The 16708-nt window shown below is 71.2% G+C and carries 13 protein-coding genes; 6 read left to right on the top strand and 7 right to left on the bottom strand.

All coding sequences use genetic code 11. From position 1 onward, the window contains the following. Position 1: 1 nt before the first annotated feature. Genes ACFV6H_RS13125 through rsmH form a run of 4 tightly spaced genes read right to left on the bottom strand, consistent with a single transcriptional unit; the run spans position 2 to position 5589 of the window. Positions 2-1888, bottom strand: coding sequence for a UDP-N-acetylmuramoyl-L-alanyl-D-glutamate--2,6-diaminopimelate ligase (locus ACFV6H_RS13125; protein ID WP_385541203.1), 1887 nt, complete (start codon positions 1886-1888; stop codon positions 2-4). 17 nt (positions 1889-1905) lie between these two features. Next, positions 1906-3963, bottom strand: a complete 2058-nt coding sequence (locus ACFV6H_RS13120) for a peptidoglycan D,D-transpeptidase FtsI family protein (RefSeq protein ID WP_385541201.1) — start codon at positions 3961-3963, stop codon at positions 1906-1908. Between the two features lie 4 nt (positions 3964-3967). Then, positions 3968-4636, bottom strand: a complete 669-nt coding sequence (locus ACFV6H_RS13115; protein ID WP_385541199.1) for a septum formation initiator family protein — start codon at positions 4634-4636, stop codon at positions 3968-3970. After that, the gene (gene rsmH / locus ACFV6H_RS13110) at positions 4633-5589 is read right to left on the bottom strand and encodes a 16S rRNA (cytosine(1402)-N(4))-methyltransferase RsmH (RefSeq protein WP_385541197.1); all 957 of its coding nucleotides are present in this window, start codon (positions 5587-5589) and stop codon (positions 4633-4635) included. Before rsmH ends, ACFV6H_RS13115 begins: the two co-directional genes overlap by 4 nt. Positions 5590-6108: 519 nt before the next feature. Here rsmH and ACFV6H_RS13105 point away from each other — a divergent pair. The 4 genes from ACFV6H_RS13105 (at position 6109) to ACFV6H_RS13090 (ending at position 11772) form a co-directional block, all read left to right on the top strand. Beyond that, positions 6109-6672, top strand: a complete 564-nt coding sequence (locus ACFV6H_RS13105) for a beta-class carbonic anhydrase (protein WP_385541195.1) — start codon at positions 6109-6111, stop codon at positions 6670-6672. 251 nt (positions 6673-6923) lie between these two features. Continuing rightward, the gene (locus tag ACFV6H_RS13100; RefSeq protein WP_384792657.1) at positions 6924-7997 is read left to right on the top strand and encodes an AAA family ATPase; all 1074 of its coding nucleotides are present in this window, start codon (positions 6924-6926) and stop codon (positions 7995-7997) included. Further along, positions 7997-9349 (top strand): DUF58 domain-containing protein, encoded by a 1353-nt coding sequence (locus tag ACFV6H_RS13095; RefSeq protein ID WP_385541192.1) that lies wholly within the window; start codon positions 7997-7999, stop codon positions 9347-9349. Before ACFV6H_RS13100 ends, ACFV6H_RS13095 begins: the two co-directional genes overlap by 1 nt. Beyond that, complete coding sequence (locus ACFV6H_RS13090) at positions 9346-11772, top strand: DUF3488 and DUF4129 domain-containing transglutaminase family protein (RefSeq protein ID WP_385541190.1); 2427 nt, start codon at positions 9346-9348, stop codon at positions 11770-11772. Before ACFV6H_RS13095 ends, ACFV6H_RS13090 begins: the two co-directional genes overlap by 4 nt. A 105-nt stretch (positions 11773-11877) precedes the next feature. Here ACFV6H_RS13090 and ACFV6H_RS13085 read toward each other — a convergent pair whose 3' ends face one another. The 3 genes from ACFV6H_RS13085 to ACFV6H_RS13075 all read right to left on the bottom strand — a co-directional run bounded on the left by ACFV6H_RS13085 (position 11878) and on the right by ACFV6H_RS13075 (position 14026). After that, positions 11878-12273, bottom strand: coding sequence for a DUF3040 domain-containing protein (locus ACFV6H_RS13085; RefSeq protein WP_093592969.1), 396 nt, complete (start codon positions 12271-12273; stop codon positions 11878-11880). A 318-nt stretch (positions 12274-12591) separates the two neighbouring features. Beyond that, the gene (locus ACFV6H_RS13080; RefSeq protein ID WP_384979865.1) at positions 12592-13392 is read right to left on the bottom strand and encodes a methyltransferase; all 801 of its coding nucleotides are present in this window, start codon (positions 13390-13392) and stop codon (positions 12592-12594) included. A gap of 94 nt (positions 13393-13486) precedes the next feature. Next, positions 13487-14026, bottom strand: coding sequence for an SAV_6107 family HEPN domain-containing protein (locus tag ACFV6H_RS13075; protein WP_385541187.1), 540 nt, complete (start codon positions 14024-14026; stop codon positions 13487-13489). Between the two features lie 459 nt (positions 14027-14485). On the opposite strand from ACFV6H_RS13075, the gene ACFV6H_RS13070 reads away from it, so the two are divergent. Further along, a complete protein-coding gene (locus ACFV6H_RS13070; RefSeq protein WP_384792672.1) occupies positions 14486-15103 on the top strand; it encodes a DUF4126 domain-containing protein in 618 nt (205 codons plus the stop codon). Positions 15104-15134: 31 nt separating this feature from the next. Next, positions 15135-16646 (top strand): phytoene desaturase family protein, encoded by a 1512-nt coding sequence (locus ACFV6H_RS13065; RefSeq protein ID WP_385541184.1) that lies wholly within the window; start codon positions 15135-15137, stop codon positions 16644-16646. The last annotated feature ends 62 nt before the right edge of the window (positions 16647-16708 follow it).

The raw sequence follows: 16708 nt of genomic DNA, 5'->3' as shown, positions 1-16708 counted from the left end.
GTCATCCCTGACTGTTGTTCTCGTGGCGGTGCTCGTGGCGCTGCTCATGACATGGCTCGGCGCGGTGCTCATGGCCGGGCTCGTGTCCTGTCCCGTGTGCCGTCTCGTATCCCGGCTCGTGTCCCGGCTCGTGCCGCAGCGAGCGCTCGATGGCCTCGCGCAGGACCTGGCGGTCGTCGAAGGCGCGTACCACTCCGGCGATGTCCTGGCCCTGCTCATGGCCCTTGCCCGCGACCAGTACGGTGTCGTCGGCGTGCGCGCGGGAGACGACGGCGGCGATCGCGGAGGCGCGGTCGGCGTCGACCAGCACATCGCCGCGCTCATGGACCGGCACCTCGGCGGCGCCGGCCAGCATCGCGGCGAGGATCGCGAGCGGATCCTCCGAGCGCGGATTGTCGGAGGTCAGTACGGCGGTGTCGGCGAGCCGGGCGGCGGCGGCGCCCATGGGTCCGCGTTTGGTCTCGTCGCGGTCGCCGCCGCAGCCGAGGACGATATGCACCTTGCCCTTGGTGACCTTGCGCAGGGAGCGCAGGACCGATTCGACGGCGTCCGTCTTGTGGGCGTAGTCGACCACGGCGAGATAGGGCTGGCCCGCGTCCACCCGCTCCAGCCGGCCCGGCACTCCGGGCACCGCGGCGATACCGTCCGCGGCGGTGTGCGGATCGATCCCGGCGACGGCCAGGGTGACGACCGCGGCCAGGGTGTTGGCGACGTTGAACGGGCCGGGCAGCGGCGCCTCGGCCCGTACGCGCTCGCCCTTGGGACCGACGGCGGTGAAGGTGGAGCCGTGCGAACCGACCTCGACGTCCTCGGCGCGCCAGTCGGCGTCCGGATGGCCCTCGGCGGAGAACGTGGTGACCGGGACGGTGGCCTCGACCGCGAGCCTGCGGCCGTAGGCGTCGTCGTAGTTCACGACACCGGCCCTGCTGCGCTCGGGCGTGAACAGCCGTGCCTTCGCCTGGAAGTAGTCCTCCATCCCGGAATGGAACTCCATGTGCTCCGGGCTGAGGTTGTTGAAGACGGCGACATCGAAGACACAGCCGTCGACCCGGCCGAGCACCAGGGCATGGCTGGAGACCTCCATGGCGACGGAGTCGACTCCGCGCTCCCGCATGACGGCGAAGAGCGCCTGGAGATCGGTGGCCTCCGGAGTGGTGCGCTCCGACTTGATGCGCTCGTCGCCGATCCGCATCTCGACGGTGCCGATCAGGCCCGTACGGTGGCCCGCGCCGCGCAGTCCGCCCTCGACCAGATACGCGGTGGTGGTCTTGCCCGAGGTGCCGGTGATACCGATCTGGAGCAGATCGGGGCCGGGATGGCCGTAGATCTCGGCGGCGAGTTCGCCCATGCTGCCGCGTGGATCCGGGACGACCAGGACGGGCAGTCCGGTGGCCCTGGCCCGCTCGGCGCCCGCCGGATCGGTGAGGATGACGGAGGCGCCGAGGTCGGCGGCCTGGGCGGCGAAGTCGGCGCCGTGGAAGCGGGCGCCGGGCAGGGCGGCGTAGACGTCTCCCGGGCGTACCGCCCGCGAGTCATGGGTGATGCCGGTCGCCTCGCCGCGGGCCGCGGGCCTCCCGGGGCCCTCTCCCGCAGCTGGGCCCGCCGCCGGTCCCGCCGCCGGTTCCGTGCCCTCCGGGCCTCCCTCCCCCGGGCCCGGTGCCTCGGCTCCCAGCCGGGCCGCCAGCTCCGCGAGGGAGGTCGGGCGGACGCGTTCCGGGCGGGGCGTCCCCGGCTGGTTCACAGGGGCGTCCTTCGGGGTGGTTCGGTACTGATCAGCTTGTGGCACGGCGGTGAGCGTACCGGGCTCCGCGGGCCGCGGGCCAAGTGAGGGCGGCTCCTGCGCGGCGCGTTCCGGGTGGTTCCCCGAATCGGGGGTGATCGTTGTCACTGGCGCTTTCCCTGGGGTCACTCGCCGGGTTTGAAGGTCACCGGCAGACTGGCGGGTTTACTGCCGGTCGGTTCGACCTGCAGGGTCTTGAGAGCGAACTCCATGACCTTCTTGTAGATGGGTCCGCAGATCTGGCCGCCGAAGTAGCTGCCCTTGGTCGGGTTCTGGATGGCGCAGTAGACCGTGATCTGCGGATCGTCGGCGGGCGCGAAGCCCGCGAAGGAGGCGGTGTAGCCCTTGTAGCGGCCGAGGTCCGGGTCGACCCGGTTGGCCGTACCGGTCTTGCCTGCGACGCGATAGCCGGGGATACGGGCCTTGGTGCCCGTGCCCTCCTCGTTGCCGACGACCGACTCCAGCATGGTGGCGACGGTCTTCGCGGTCCTCTCGCTGACCACCCGGGTCTTCTTGGGCGCGGGCGCGGGTGTGAAGCGTCCGTCGGGTCCTGTCGTACCGCGGATGAGTGTCGGTTCGATCCGTACGCCGCCGTTGGCGATGGTCGAGTAGACCGAGGCGGCCTGCATGGCGTTGAGCGAGAGGCCCTGGCCGAACGGGATCGTGTACTGCTGCGAGGTGGACCAGTCCTCGGGCTTGGCGAGGATGCCCTGGGTCTCGCCCGGGTAGTCCAGTCCGGTGGGCCGGCCGATGCCGAACTTGGTCAGATACGAGTGGAGGACCTTGTTGGCCTCGGGCTGGGTCCTGCCGAGCTGGCCGGTCGCCAGGATGGTGCCGATGTTGGAGGACTTGGCGAGGACGCCGTTGAGCGTCAGATACCAGGTCGGATGGTCGATGTCGTCCTTGAAGAGCCGGTCGCCGCGGTGCAGCCGGTTGGGGACGACGACATGGGTGTCGGGTGTGGCGGCCTTCTCCTCCAGTACGGCGGCCATGGACATGACCTTGCTGGTGGAGCCGGGCTCGTAGACGTCCTGGAGGGCCGCGTTGCCCATGGCGGCGGTGTCGGCCTGGGAGAGGTCGTTGGGATCGAAGCCGGGAGCGTTGGCCATGGCGAGGACCTCACCGGTCCTGGTGTTCTGGACCATCACATAGCCGCGGTCCGCCTTGGAGTCGCGCACCTGCTCCGAGATGGCCTGCTGGGCCGCCCACTGGATGTCGCGGTCGATGGTCAGCTCGATGTCGGAGCCGGGCACCGCGGGCTTCTCACGGGAGCTGGCGGTGGGCACGCGACGGCCGCCGGACTGGGCGTAGGTGACCTCGCCGTCCTCGCCGGCCAGCGCCTTGTCGAGCATGGACTCGACGCCGCCCGCGCCATGGCCCGCAGCGTTGACATATCCCAGTATCCCGGCGGCGAGATCACCGTTGGGGTACACGCGCTTGCTGCTGGTCTCCTGGAAGACACCGGCCAGCACACTGACGCCGGTGCCGCCGCTGCTTGTGGCGCCCGCGCCGCCCTTCGTGCTGTCCTTCTTGGCCGCCGTCTTCTCGCTGTCCTCCTGCTCCTTGCTCGCCTTCTGCGCGAGAACGCTCTTGAGGTCCTTGATCTGGTTCCAGACCTGGGGAGTCTGGCGGTGGGCCAGGACGGCGTAGCGGGACTTGGGAGTCCTGAGCTTCTTGACCAGAGTGCCGGTCTCGGCGCCGAGGATCGGCGCGAGCAGCGCCGCCGCCTTCTCGGGAGCGTCGGAGATCTTGCTGAACTCGCGGGTGAACATATACGGGTCGGCGGTGATGTCGTACGCGTCGACGCTGGTGGCGAGGGCGATCCCGGAGCGGTCGGTGATCTCGCCGCGCTCCGCGTCGATCGTATGGCTGAGATAGCGGCTCTTCTCCGCCTTGGCGGCGTACGCGCTCGCGTCGACGGCCTGTACCTGGAGCAGCCGGACGACGAACACCAGCATGACCAGCGTCAGGGCGAGACTGACCAGACGCAGCCGGGGACGTGGACTGCCCAGCCGGATCCGCTGCGGCGCGGCAGCTCCGGCGCGTGGTCTGCGGGCCGGAGGCCGGCCGGCCGGCCGGTTCCGGCCCGCGCCGCCCGAGCGCGCCGGACTGCCGGAGCGGGCGGAACTGCCCGAGCGCGCGGGACCGGGCACCCGGCGGCGCGGTGGTTCCTTGGAGGGCACTGGGTCACCTGCCGGAGGTTGTCGGGGCCGGAGTGCCTGGGGCCGGCGCGGGAGCCTGCCGTACACCCGTGGAGGCGTACGGAGAGACCTGAGGCACCGGCAGGGACGGCCCGGCCGCGGCCGGCGCCGTGGCCGAGGGCAGGACCGGTACGGGAGGTGCGGGGACCGGCTGGACGGCCGGTGCCGAGGTGGCCGAGGCCGCGGGGACGACGGGCGTCGGCACAGGAGCCGCCGGCGGTACCTGCTCCATGGCGGACGGCTGCACGGAGGGCTGTGTGAGCTGCGCGGAAGGCTCCGCCGAGCTCTTCGCGTCACTCCCGGCGACTCCCCGGACCGTACCGTCGGGATTGAGGAAGGCCGGGCTGCCGCCGGGCACCATGCCCAGCTCACGGGCCCGCCGCTCCAGGGCGTACGGCGCGGAGTAGGCGTCCACGTCCTTCTGGAGGGCCTGCTGTTCGTCGGTGAGGTCGGTGGTCCGCTTCTTGAGTTCGCTCAGCCGGAACGAGCCCTCGTTGAGGGAGGAGTTCAGCAGCAGCAGAGTGATCAGTCCGCCGCCGAGGAGCAGCACGACCAGCAGGACGAAGGGAGTGCGGGCCGCCGAGCTGGATCCGGCGGGCATGAGCTGGGCGAGCCGGGCCGCCCGCCCCTTCAGCTGCTTGGCCGGTCCGCTCACCGGACGTCCTCCCGGATCCGCTGCGCTCCTCGCAGCCGGGCCGGAGCCGCCCGGCGGTTCTCGGCGACCTCTTCCTCCGTAGGAAGTTCGGCGCCGCGCGTGAGCAGTTTCAGCCGGGGCTGGTAGCGCTCGGGTACGACGGGCAGTCCGGGCGGCGCGGTGGTGGCCGCGCCCGCCGCGAAGACCTGCTTGACGAGGCGGTCCTCCAGCGAGTGGTAGGAAAGGACGGCGATCCGGCCGCCGACGGCGAGGCTTCCCACTGCTGCCGGGATGGCTCGCTCCAGGACGGCCAGCTCTCCGTTGACCTCGATGCGCAGGGCCTGGAAGGTGCGTTTGGCCGGGTTGCCGCCGGTGCGCTTGGCAGCCTGCGGCAGGGCGTCACGGATCAGTTCGACCAGCCGGGCGCTGTGGGTGAAGGGCTCCTTCTCGCGCTCCCTGACGACCGCCGAGACGATCCGCTTGGCCTGCTTCTCCTCGCCGTACGCGCGCAGGATCCGCACCAGCTCGCCGGGCGGATAGGTGTTGAGGACCTCGGCCGCGCTGACTCCCGCCGTCTGGTCCATCCGCATGTCGAGCGGGGAGTCCTGGGCGTAGGCGAAGCCGCGCTCCGCCTCGTCGAGCTGCATGGAGGAGACACCGAGGTCGAAGAGGACACCCTGGACGCGGGAGATGCCCAGCTTGTCGAGCACCTCGGGCAGTTCGTCGTAGACGGCGTGTACGAGAGTGGCGCGGTCCGCGTACGGGGCGAGCCGCTCGCTGGAGAGCCGCAGCGCCTCCTGGTCGCGGTCGAGCGCGATCAGCCGTACGCCGGGGAAGGCGCTGAGCAGCGCCTCGCTGTGACCGCCGAGGCCGAGCGTGCAGTCCACGACGACCGCGCCGGGCCCGTCGAGCGCGGGTGCCAGCAGATCGAGGCACCGCCGGAGCATCACCGGGACATGCCGGACCTGGTTCATACCCGCTCCTCGCGGGGGCCGTCCTCGCGGGGGCCGACGGGTGTTCCCAATGCTCCCGGCCGGTGTTCCGCGGGCGCGCGGCCTTCCGTGACTCGCTCGCTGCGCTCGCTCATGCGCCCTCTCAGGTCCGGCGCGGCGGTACGTACTGCCTGGTCCCCGCCCGCTCAGAAAGGGAGGTGGTCCGCCGGCGCCGGAAAGGGCGTCGGCCGACCGTCGAGCGGGAGGAGGCCGAGCCGCACGTACGCCGCACTCGCGGGGAATTCGGAATGTGTCCGGGACGTGCCCGGGACTTCCGCCACTTTAGTCCACCGGTACTCGGGGTTTCCGGTCAAGCGGGCGGCCAGCGCGTCGCCGCGTCGGCTCTCCACAAGACCATAAACGCCACAATCCACCTGTTCGGATCCACCGCACTCACCCTTGTGGGGTAGGTCACACAGCGTCGAGTTGACGCTCTTTGTCCCTATCTCACCCTGGACCCACCTCGGGCCTTACCGGCGCCGGGCCATTACCGTCGTAGGTATGTCGACTTCCGCACATCTCCCCGCAGAGCCCGCCGCGGCTCCCGCCGGTGCGGCACGCACCGGAGGAACGGTCACCGACCGTCTCGTAGAGGCGAACCACCGCTACGCCGCCGGGTTCGACGACCCGGGGATGGACGCGCGGCCCGTACTCCGGGTCGCCGTGGTGGCGTGCATGGACGCCAGGCTCGATCTGCACGACGCCCTCGGACTCTCCCTGGGCGACTGCCACACCATCCGCAACGCGGGCGGCGTGGTCACCGACGACGTCATCCGCTCCCTCACCATCAGCCAGCGCGCGCTCGGCACCCGCAGCGTGGTACTGATCCACCACACCGGCTGCGGCCTGGAGAGCCTCACCGAGGACTTCCGGCACGAGCTGGAGATGGAGGTGGGCCAGCGGCCGTCCTGGGCCGTGGAGGCGTTCCGCGATGTCGACCAGGACGTACGGCAGTCGATGCGGCGCATCAGGACGTCGCCCTTCCTGCCGTACACCGACGACGTAAGGGGCTTTGTCTTCGACGTGAAGTCGGGCCTGCTGAGAGAGATCGATCCGGTGGTGTGAGCGTCGGCGGAACCGGCGCGTGAGCGCGCCGGTTCCGAACGAGCGCGTGCGTGCCGCCGAAACCAGATAGACGGCAAAGCTGACATATCCCACCCACTTATCCACAGGCGAGTGACACGAAGCGGTAACGGCAACAAGAATGCGTCTGTGACAACGTTCCGGAACTTTCCGGGGACGGTGTCCGTGTTTCGGGGTGGGCCGGGCCGTCCGATGAGCATCGGCCCGTTGTAAAAAGGGCCGAGGAGGGCCGGGTGACGACCTATGACGATCGAGCGAGCCTCACTGATCTGACCACCACAGCGGAGCGTGTCCGCACATCGGTGGAGGGTGTGATCGAGGGCAAGCCTGAGGTCGTACGGCTTTCGCTGACCGTGCTCCTCGCCGAGGGACATCTTCTGATCGAGGATGTCCCCGGCGTGGGCAAGACCATGCTGGCCAAAGCGCTCGCGCGCTCCATCGACTGTTCGGTGCGGCGTATTCAGTTCACTCCCGACCTGCTGCCGTCGGACATCACCGGGGTGTCCATATACGACCAGCAGCGGCGGGAGTTCGAGTTCAAACCGGGCGCGATCTTCGCCCAGATCGTGATCGGCGACGAGATCAACCGCGCCTCGCCCAAGACCCAGTCGGCGCTGCTGGAGTCGATGGAGGAGCGTCAGGTCACCATCGACGGGCAGAGTTATGAACTGCCCAGCCCCTTCATGGTGGTGGCCACGCAGAACCCGGTGGAGATGGAGGGCACCTATCCACTGCCCGAGGCGCAGCGCGACCGTTTCATGGCCCGGGTGTCGATCGGATATCCCAGCCCCGAGGCCGAGTTGCAGATGCTGGACGTGCACGGCGGGATCTCTCCGCTGGACGACCTCCAGCCGGTGGCCCACGCGCATGACATCGTGAAGCTGATCGACGCGGTGCGTACGGTCCATGTCGCCGAATCCGTACGGCGGTACGCCGTGGAGCTGGTCGGGGCGACACGTAACCACGCGGATCTCAGACTCGGCGCCTCACCGCGCGCCACGCTCCATCTTCTGCGTGCGGCCAAGGCGGCTGCCGCGCTGAGCGGGCGGGAGTACGCGCTGCCGGACGACGTCCAGGCGCTGGCGGTCGCGGTGCTCGCACACCGGCTGCTGCCCACGGCTCAGGCGCAGTTGAACCGCCGTACCGCCGAGCAGGTCGTGCTGGAGATCCTCCAGCGCATTCCCGTGCCCACCGCGGACGGCGGCCGTGCCCAGGGCCACCTGCCGGGCGGACCCGGTGGTCCCGGCGGACCTGGCGGACCGGCCGGGCCGCTCTACGGCCGGCAGGCCGGCGTACGGCGGCTGTGATGGCATCCGGGGGGCCGGCCGCGGTGGACGGCGAGGACAAGGGCGGGCTGCGGCCCGCGCTGTCCGGACTGACCACGCGTGGCCGGTCGTTCCTCGCCGCCGGTGTCGCGGCGGCCGTCTGCGCCTTCGTCCTGGGCCAGTCGAATCTGCTCCAGGTGGGATTCCTGCTGATCGCGCTGCCACTGGTCTGTGTGGCGGTCCTCTACCACACGCGTTACCGGGTGGCGGGCAGCCGGCGGCTCTCGCCGGCCCGGGTGCCCGCCGGTTCCGAGGCACGGGTGCATCTGCGGATGGACAATGTCACGCGGATGCCCACCGGACTGCTGATGCTCCAGGACCATGTGCCGTATGTACTGGGCCCGCGGCCCCGGTTCGTGCTCGACCGGGTCGAGCCGGGCGGCCGGCGCGAGGTGTCCTACCGGGTCCGTTCCGATCTGCGCGGACGGTATCCGCTCGGTCCTCTCCAGCTACGGCTGAGCGATCCCTTCGGCATGTGCGAACTGACACGCTCGTTCAGCGCGTTCGACACCCTGACCGTCGTCCCGCGCACCGAACCGCTGCCGCCGGTGCGGCTCGCGGGCGAGTCACCGGCGTACGGCGACGGACGGCAGCGCTCGCAGGCGCTGGCCGGCGAGGACGATGTGATTCCGCGCGGCTACCGGCACGGTGACGATCTGCGCCGGGTGCACTGGCGCTCCACCGCGCGGTACGGCGAGCTGATGGTGCGTCGCGAGGAGCAGCCGCAGCGGGCGAAATGCACGGTGCTGCTGGACACCAGACGGAGCGCCTATCACGGCGCGGGTCCCGACTCGGCCTTCGAGTGGGCGGTGTCGGGCGCGGCCTCCGCGCTGGTCCATATGCTGGAACGCGGCTTCGCGGTCAGGCTGTTGACGGACACGGGCAGCTCGGTGCCGGGCGAGGGCGCCGACGGCTATGCCGGGGCGACCCAGGGTCCGGCCGACTCGGCCGGACTGCTGATGGACACCCTCGCGGTCGTCGACCACTCCGACACCGACGAGCTCTCCGGCGCGTATGAAGTGCTGCGCGGCGGCGAAGGGCTGCTGGTGGCCTTCTTCGGTGATCTGGACGAGGAACAGACCGCGGTGGTGGCCCGGATGCGGCAGCGCAGCGGTGTCGCCGTCGCCTTCGTGCTCGACAGCACCGGCTGGGCCCAGGGCATGGGACCCGACAACCACATCGAGGAGCGGCTGCGCCAGCTCCGCGAGGCGGGCTGGACGGCCCTGGCGGTGCCTCCGGGCGCGGCACTGCCCGAGCTGTGGCGGCAGGCCGCGCGACAGCGCTCCGAATCGGCCGTCACGGGCGGTCCAGGCTCCACCGGAGGATGGTCATGAGCGGTAGTGCACGGCTGGCGCTCTGTTCGTTCGCCGCCACACTGATGGCGGCGGGCGCCCTGGTGCCGCTGGTCCGGCCGACCACCTGGCTGCTGCACACCGCGATCATGGTGGCGGTGCTGGGCGCGGTGGGCGCGCTGGCCCGGCGGGTGCCGCTGGCCCGGACGCTGACCGTGGCGCTCCAGGCCGTGGTCGCCCTGCTGATGCTCACGGTGGTCTTCGCCGGCGACCGGGCGCTGCTCGGTGTCCTGCCGACGCCCGGTGTCTTCCAGGAGTTCGGGCAGCTGCTGACGGTGGGCGGCGAGGATGTCGGACGGTATGCCATACCGGCGCCGGCCACCGAGGGCATCCGGCTGATGCTGGTGGGCGGTGTGCTGCTGATCGGGCTCGCGGTGGACGCCCTCGCGGTGACGTTCCGCAGCGCGGCCCCGGCCGGGCTGCCGCTGCTCGCGCTCTACTCGGTCGCCGCGGGGCTCTCCGGCGGTGACGGCGGCTCCTGGTGGTTCCTGCTCGCAGCGGCCGGTTATCTGCTGCTGCTTCTGGCCGAGGGCCGGGACCGGCTGTCGCAGTGGGGCCGGGTGTTCGGCGGTGCGTCACGCGCGCAGGGCCGGCTCACGGCCGGTCTGGAGGCGGCGGGCCGCGCGCCCGCCCCGGTCCGTACCGGCCGCAGGATCGGAGTGGTGGCGCTGGGCATAGCCCTGGCTGTCCCGGCTGCCCTGCCGACTCTGGACGGCGGACTGCTGGCGGGCGCGGGCCGGGGAAACGGCTCGGGACTGGGCGGCGGAGGCACCATCTCCGCGGTGAATCCGCTGGTCTCGCTCCAGGACAATCTGAACCAGCCCGAGGACCGCGAGGCGCTGCGCTACAAGACGAACGCGCCGAACACCCAGAGCATGTATCTGCGGATCATGGCGCTGGACAAGTTCGACGGGACGTCCTGGAGGTTCTCGCAGCGCAGGGTCGAGGACGTACCGGACCGGCTGCCCGGGCCTCAGGGCCTGAGCCCGGGCGTGAGCGCGACCGAGATCACGACCAGTATCACGACCGCCGGGTGGTACCGGCAGAACTATCTGCCGATGCCCTATCCCGCGACCAGGGTGAACATCGACGGCCGCTGGCGCTTCGAGCCCGAGGGCCGGACGCTGGTGGGCGACCGCGGGCAGTCGACCCGTGGCGCCCGGTACGAGGTGGGCAGCCTCCAGGTGAATCCGACCAGCGAGCAGCTCGCCGCCGCGCCTCCGGCGCCGGAGTCCCTGCGCCGTGAGTACACCCAGGTCCCGTCCGTCCTGCCGGATGTGGTCAAGAAGACCGCACTCGATGTCACCGAGGGCGCGGCGAACAACTACGAGAAGGCCGTCAGGCTTCAGGACTGGTTCGCGCTGGACGGCGGCTTCTCCTACGACACCCAGGTGGACTCCGGCACCGGTGCCACGGCGATCACGCGCTTCCTGAAGAACAAGGAAGGCTTCTGCGTCCACTTCTCGTTCACGATGGCCGCCATGGCCCGCACGCTGGGCATACCGGCGCGGGTGGCGGTGGGCTTCACACCGGGCTCTCCGCAGTCGGACGGCAGCATGTCGGTGGGACTGCGGGACGCGCACGCCTGGCCCGAGCTGTATTTCGAAGGTGTCGGATGGACCCGTTTCGAGCCGACTCCGAGCCGCGGCAGCGCTCCTGACTACACCCGCCCGGACACTCCGACCGGCAATGCGAGCGACCCGAGCGCGCCCGAAGCCAGCGCCTCGGCCGCGCCGCCCGTGGCGCCGTCTCCCTCGCGGAGCTGCCAGGACCCGGCGGCGCCGGCGTCCGACTGTGCCACGGTCGCGCCCAGTGCGGCCACGCCGACCGACGGTGGCGGATGGCCGGGAGGGTTCATCGCGCTGCTGATCGGTCTGGGCGTGCTGCTGGTGGTGGGAGTGCCGCTGCTGCCGATGCTCTGGCGGAGCGAGATCCGGTCCCGGCGGCTGGGCTCCCGTGGGCGCCGGGAGACCGACGCCGTGGCGCGGACACTCGCCGTCTGGCGGGAGATAACCGACACGGCCTGGGATCACGGCATCCCGCCGGACGAATCCCAGACACCGCGGAAGACAGCGGCCAGGCTGGTGCGGCTGGGCAAGCTGGAGGGCCCGGCGGCCGAGGCAGTGCACCGTGTGGCCGATTCGGTGGAGCAGGTGCTGTACGCGCCATGGCCACGGCCCGGTACAGGTCTCGCCGACGACGCCCGGCTGATCCACGCGGGACTGCGTGCTCCGGTGAGCCGCTGGACCCGGCTGCGGGCACTGCTGGCGCCGCGCTCGTCCGTACGAGTGGTCTGGGCCGCCTCGGCGGGCCTACGGGCGTTCACGGCCGGTCTGCGGACGCGCCGCACGGATACCGCCGGTACGGGCCCGGCCGGCTGGCGCCCTTCCCGTCAGCGCGGCTGACAGTACAGGCTACGGGCGAGACGGCTGCCTGGATACGGCTGAGGGGCGGACGCTTTCCGCGTCCGCCCCTCAGCCGTACCGTCAAGCCTGAGAACCTTCAGGGACTCACTGGCCCTGTTCGTCACGGCGGCGCTGCCACCGCTGCTCGATCCGGTTCATCATCGAGCGACGCTGTCTGGGTTGTTGTCGGGCGGCCGGGCCTGCGCCCGCCGCCGGTTGCTCACCTGGTTTGGGCGCCTTGCGCCACCCGGTGACCGCCAGGACCGCACAGCCCAGCATGACGAGGAATCCCACCACGCTGATCCAGATCTGCTGGGCGACCATTCCGGCCATGAGGAGCGCGATACCCACCAGGAAGCCGGCTACTGCCTGGTAGACCCGTCGCCGGGTGTATGTACGCAGCCCGCTTCCCTCAAGCGCTGTCGCGAACTTGGGATCTTCGGCGTACAGCGCTCGCTCCATTTGCTCGAGCATTCGCTGCTCGTGCTCCGAGAGCGGCACGGAGTCCTCCTAGTCGTCGGTCGCGGGGGGCGACCGGTATGCGGCTCCTTCAAGGATAGGCAGGGAATCGCCCCCGTGAAACCCGCCCTCAACGCCATTTCGCCATTCCGGGCCGCCATGTCGACTCGGCCGCTGAGGCGTTGATTCCCCAACCATCGATCCGTCATGCCGGATGGTGTACCCCGATCATACGGCGCCGGGCGGCCCATCGGGGGGCCTGTGGCGCACTCCATGTACGGCTGCGCGCCTGATCAGCCAGGCGATCAGCGTCCGGCCCGCTCTCCAGGGAGACTCAAGGAGACTTCCAGGGGTTTTGGGTCAGTCCCGCTTCTCTCCCGGAGCCTTCTCACCCAGGACATGGAGCTGGGTGGCCACGGAGTGGAACGCGGGCAGCTCGGCGGCGGCGGCCTCCAGCTTCAGCAGGGCCTCCAGGGCCCCGGGCTGGGTGTCCACCAGTCCGCCGGGAACCAGGTCCGCGAAGACCCGTACGCCATGGACGGCGCCGATCCGCAGACCGGCGGCCCCGACCAGCTCCGTGAGCTGCTCGGCGGTGAAGCGCCTGGGCACGGGATCGCCCTCGCCCCAGCGCCCGGCCGGGTCGGTGAGGGCCCGCCGGGCCTCGTTGAAGTGCCCGGCGAGCGCCCTGGCCAGCACGGCGCCGCCCAGGCCCGCGGCGAGCAGGCTGAGCGCACCGGCCGGGCGGAGGGCGTCGACCGCGTTCCGTACGCCCTCGGCCGGATCGTCCACGTACTCCAGGACGCCGTGGCACAGCACCGCGTCGAAGCCATCGCGTCCGACCACGTCGAAGAGCCCGTGGATATCGCCCTGCACACCGCGGACACGCTCGGCGACGCCCGCTTCGGCCGCCCGGCGCTCCAGAGCGAAGAGCGCGTTCGGACTCGGGTCGACCACCGTCACCCGATGCCCGAGACGGGCCACGGGCACCGCGAAGCTGCCCGTGCCGCCGCCGGTGTCGAGCACATCCAGGATGTCCGTCCCCGCCGCCTTGACCCGGCGGTCGAGAGCATCCCTGAGGACCTCCCAGACCACGGCGGTACGGAGGGAGCCCCGGGAGCGCGATGGCGTCTCCCCACCGGCGACAGGGGAACGGTCCGACACGGCAGTTGACTCCTCGGCGCGGTGCCGCCCCGGACGGCGGGGCGTGGAACAGTGCGGGCTCCGCCCACCCTATTGCCTCGGCCGTCCCGTCAGCTCACCCAGCGGCGCCGCCCTGCCGCGGCTGCTCGTCCCGAGGCTGGGGCAGCACCGGCTCCAGCACCAGCAACCGCTCCACCAGGCGCAGGAACATGGCCACGTCGCGCAGCAGATCGTCGGCGTCACGGCTGCTCGCCGCGCCTCGTATGCCCGCCTCGGCGCGCGCCCTGCGCTCGGCGCCCGAGGCGAAGAGGCTGCTCCATTCGGTCAGCTCGGGCGCGATCTCCGGGAGGACCTCCCAGGCGCTCCTGATCCGGCGGCGCTTACGCACGGTGGTCTCGGGGCGGCCCCGGGCCGCGAGGACCGCGGCGGCGGTGCGCAGGGCGGCGAGATGGGCGGTGGCATAGCGCTCGTTCGGAGTGTCCAGCTCGGCGGCCTCGTCAAGTCCCGTACGGGCCTGGGCGAGCAGATCCAGGGCCGCGGGCGGGGCCGTGGCCCTGCGCAGCACCGGGTGGACATCGGTCGGCGGTCCGGTCAGTGAGGGGGCAGGGCCGTCTGTGCGGCGCCGGCGTGCGGCACCGGCGTAGGAGCTGGCCATGACGAACCTCCTGTCGTCGTGTGACGGCGCTGTGGCCGTATGTGTCCATCCTGAAGGACACCACTGACAATCGGCTCTGACCTGCGGTTTTGCTTCGCTCACACGTTCGGAGTGCCCGCGCGGCACACGGCGCTCTCGCGGCTGCTGCACGGCCGGGTCGCCGGGCGCTGACATACGACCGGTCCGGCGCGGCTCGGTCCCCCTGAGCCGCACCGGACCGGTGCGTTCCCCGTGGTGTCGTACACCCCCGTTCCGTCAGGGGAGCCGCGCCGTTCCGCCGCCCCGTGCCGGCGGTGCCGGCGCCGCGCCCCTTCCGTGGTCCCCACTCTTCCGTCCGGGCAGGTGACGTCCCATCCGCGTGCCTACTCAACTCGCCTTCTGAGTACCTGTACTCAGAGCTCCGTACTCCGGCCCACTGTTCTCCTGCGCACCGCGCGGCGGCTGGATACGATCGCGTCCGTGTCCGTACTCCCTCTGATCTTCACCAGCGGCTGGGCCAGCGGCATCAACGCCTATGCGGTGGTCCTGCTGTTCGGAGTCTTCGGCGCGACCGGGCTGAGCGACGAGGTTCCCGAGTCGTTGCAGCGCACCGATGTCCTGATCGCCGCCGCCGTGCTCTTCCTCTGTGACACGGTCGCGGACAAGATCCCGTACATCGATACGGTCTGGGACGCCGTGCACACGGTCATCAGGCCGCTCTCCGGTGCGGTGGTCGGTGCGCTGCTGGCCGGGCAGAGCGGTTCGCTGCCGGAGATCGCGGCCGGTGCGGTCGGAGGATCGACGGCCCTGCTGAGCCATCTCGTCAAGGCCGGGACCAGGATGGCGGTCAACACCTCTCCCGAACCGTTCAGCAATATCGCCGTGAGCACGGCCGAGGATCTGGGCGTAGCCGGGATCATCACCTTCGCGGTCTTCCATCCGGTAGCCGCCGCCGTCGTCGCGGGCGCGCTGCTGGTGCTCGGTCTCGCGACGGTGGCCTTCCTCGCCACCAGAATCCGCCGCTTCCTGCGCCGCAGGGCTCAGCGCCGGGCGGAGAAACGCCTGGTCAGAGGCGGGATGGCGGCACCGCCGGGCTGAAGTGTCAGTGGGTCCCGTTACAGTCACTGGCATGGCACGGATTGTGGTGATCGGCGCCGGGATGGGCGCCATGGCGGCGGCTGCCCGGCTGGCCGTGGCGGGACACCGGGTGACGGTGTACGAACGCTCGGCGACGTACGGCGGTTCGCTGGGCCGGTTCGAGCGGGACGGTTTCACCTTCGACACCGGTCCCGGTCTGCTCCATCTTCCTGCCGTCTACCGCGATCTGTTCGTCAAGACCGGCAAGGAGCCGCTGGAGCGGTGCGTCCAGCTCGACCAGGTCGATCCGGCGAGCCGGCATGTCTTCGCCGACGGCACCGACGTACGGCTGCCGAACGCGTCACGCGCGGGTGCGGTCTCCGCTCTGGACGATGCGCTGGGCGCGGGCGCCGGGCAGCGGTGGGGAGAGTTTCTCGGGCGGGCCCGTGACGCCTGGGACCGCTCACGCCGACCACTGCTCGAAGAGCCGCTGTGGTCCGACTGGCAAGTGCTCGGACGCGATCCGTATCCGGCGGTGCGGCAGCGGCGGCTGCTGCTGCGCGGCGCGCGCCGGGCCGCCACGGTCGCGGAGATCGGCGCCTGGGAGCTGGCCGATCCCCGGCTGGTGGCTCTGCTGGACGGCTACGCCCTGTCGTACGGACTCGATCCGCGCCATGCTCCGGCGGGCGCCGCGCTGCTCCCTTATTTGGAGCAGACCTTCGGGAGCTGGTATGTGCGCGGCGGGATACGGGAGTTGGCCCGCGCGGTGTACGAACGGTGTCTGGCCCGCAAGGTGGAGTTCGTCTTCGGTGCCGAGGTGATCCGGATCGCCGAGAAGGACGGCGGAGCCACCGGGATCGAACTGGCGGACGGCACGGTCGTGGCGGCCGACCGGGTGGTGGCGGGCATCGCGCCGGAGCGGCTGGTGGAGCGGGAGCTATGGGCTGACGGCGAGATACGGCCATGGGAGGCGGGCGGCTCTCCAGTGCCCGGCCGGTTCACGGTGCTGCTGGCGCTGCGCGGCGCCCGGGACAAGGACGCCGTACACCGGACGGTGGTGCACTCCCCCGACGGAAGCGCCGAGGCGGCCGATGTGTTCGCGGGCCGTACGGCCCAGCGGCCCACGGTGACGGTGCTGCGGCCCGATGACGCGGCGACGCGGCCCGACGGTGACCATGAGGCGGTCACGGTCACCGCGACCGTCGCGCCGCAGGGCCCGGTGGACTGGACGGACGGAGCGCTGCGCGAGCGGTATGCCGATGTGCTGATGGCTGCGGCGGAAGCGGCCGTTCCGCAGATCACGGAGCGGCTGATCCGCCGCGAGATACGGACGCCCGCCGACACCGCGGCGCAGACGGGTGCGGCCGGTGGCTCGGTGCCGGCGCCCGCGCTGGCCGGAGCGGCCGGACGCCTGCTCCATCCAGCGAATACCACCGGGCTGTACGGGCTGTATCTCGCGGGCGGCTGGGCGCATCCGGGCGGCGGGCTCCCGCATGCCGGGATGTCGGGAGCGCTGGTGGCGGGACTGATCGTCGAGGGCGCCGGTTTCCGGGGCTCGCAGTGAGCGGCCTGGCCCCCCGATTGCCTGACGGGTCGTCGGATCTGACCGTCAGATCTGACCTTCAG

It is taken from the genome of Streptomyces sp. NPDC059743, assembly GCF_042732975.1.
In the GTDB taxonomy this organism is placed as follows: domain Bacteria; phylum Actinomycetota; class Actinomycetes; order Streptomycetales; family Streptomycetaceae; genus Streptomyces.
Note: the sequence above shows the minus strand (reverse complement) of the source record. Positions and strands in the feature narration are given on the sequence as shown.

What these genes read in the sequence shown, in the direction of transcription:
- rsmH (WP_385541197.1), bottom strand. Translation starts at nt 5,589, where the DNA reads ATGAACCAGGTCCGGCATGTCCCGGTGATGCTCCGGCGGTGCCTCGAT.
- ACFV6H_RS13105 (WP_385541195.1), top strand. Translation starts at nt 6,109, where the DNA reads ATGTCGACTTCCGCACATCTCCCCGCAGAGCCCGCCGCGGCTCCCGCC.
- ACFV6H_RS13095 (WP_385541192.1), top strand. Translation starts at nt 7,997, where the DNA reads ATGGCATCCGGGGGGCCGGCCGCGGTGGACGGCGAGGACAAGGGCGGG.
- ACFV6H_RS13090 (WP_385541190.1), top strand. Translation starts at nt 9,346, where the DNA reads ATGAGCGGTAGTGCACGGCTGGCGCTCTGTTCGTTCGCCGCCACACTG.
- ACFV6H_RS13075 (WP_385541187.1), bottom strand. Translation starts at nt 14,026, where the DNA reads ATGGCCAGCTCCTACGCCGGTGCCGCACGCCGGCGCCGCACAGACGGC.
- ACFV6H_RS13065 (WP_385541184.1), top strand. Translation starts at nt 15,135, where the DNA reads ATGGCACGGATTGTGGTGATCGGCGCCGGGATGGGCGCCATGGCGGCG.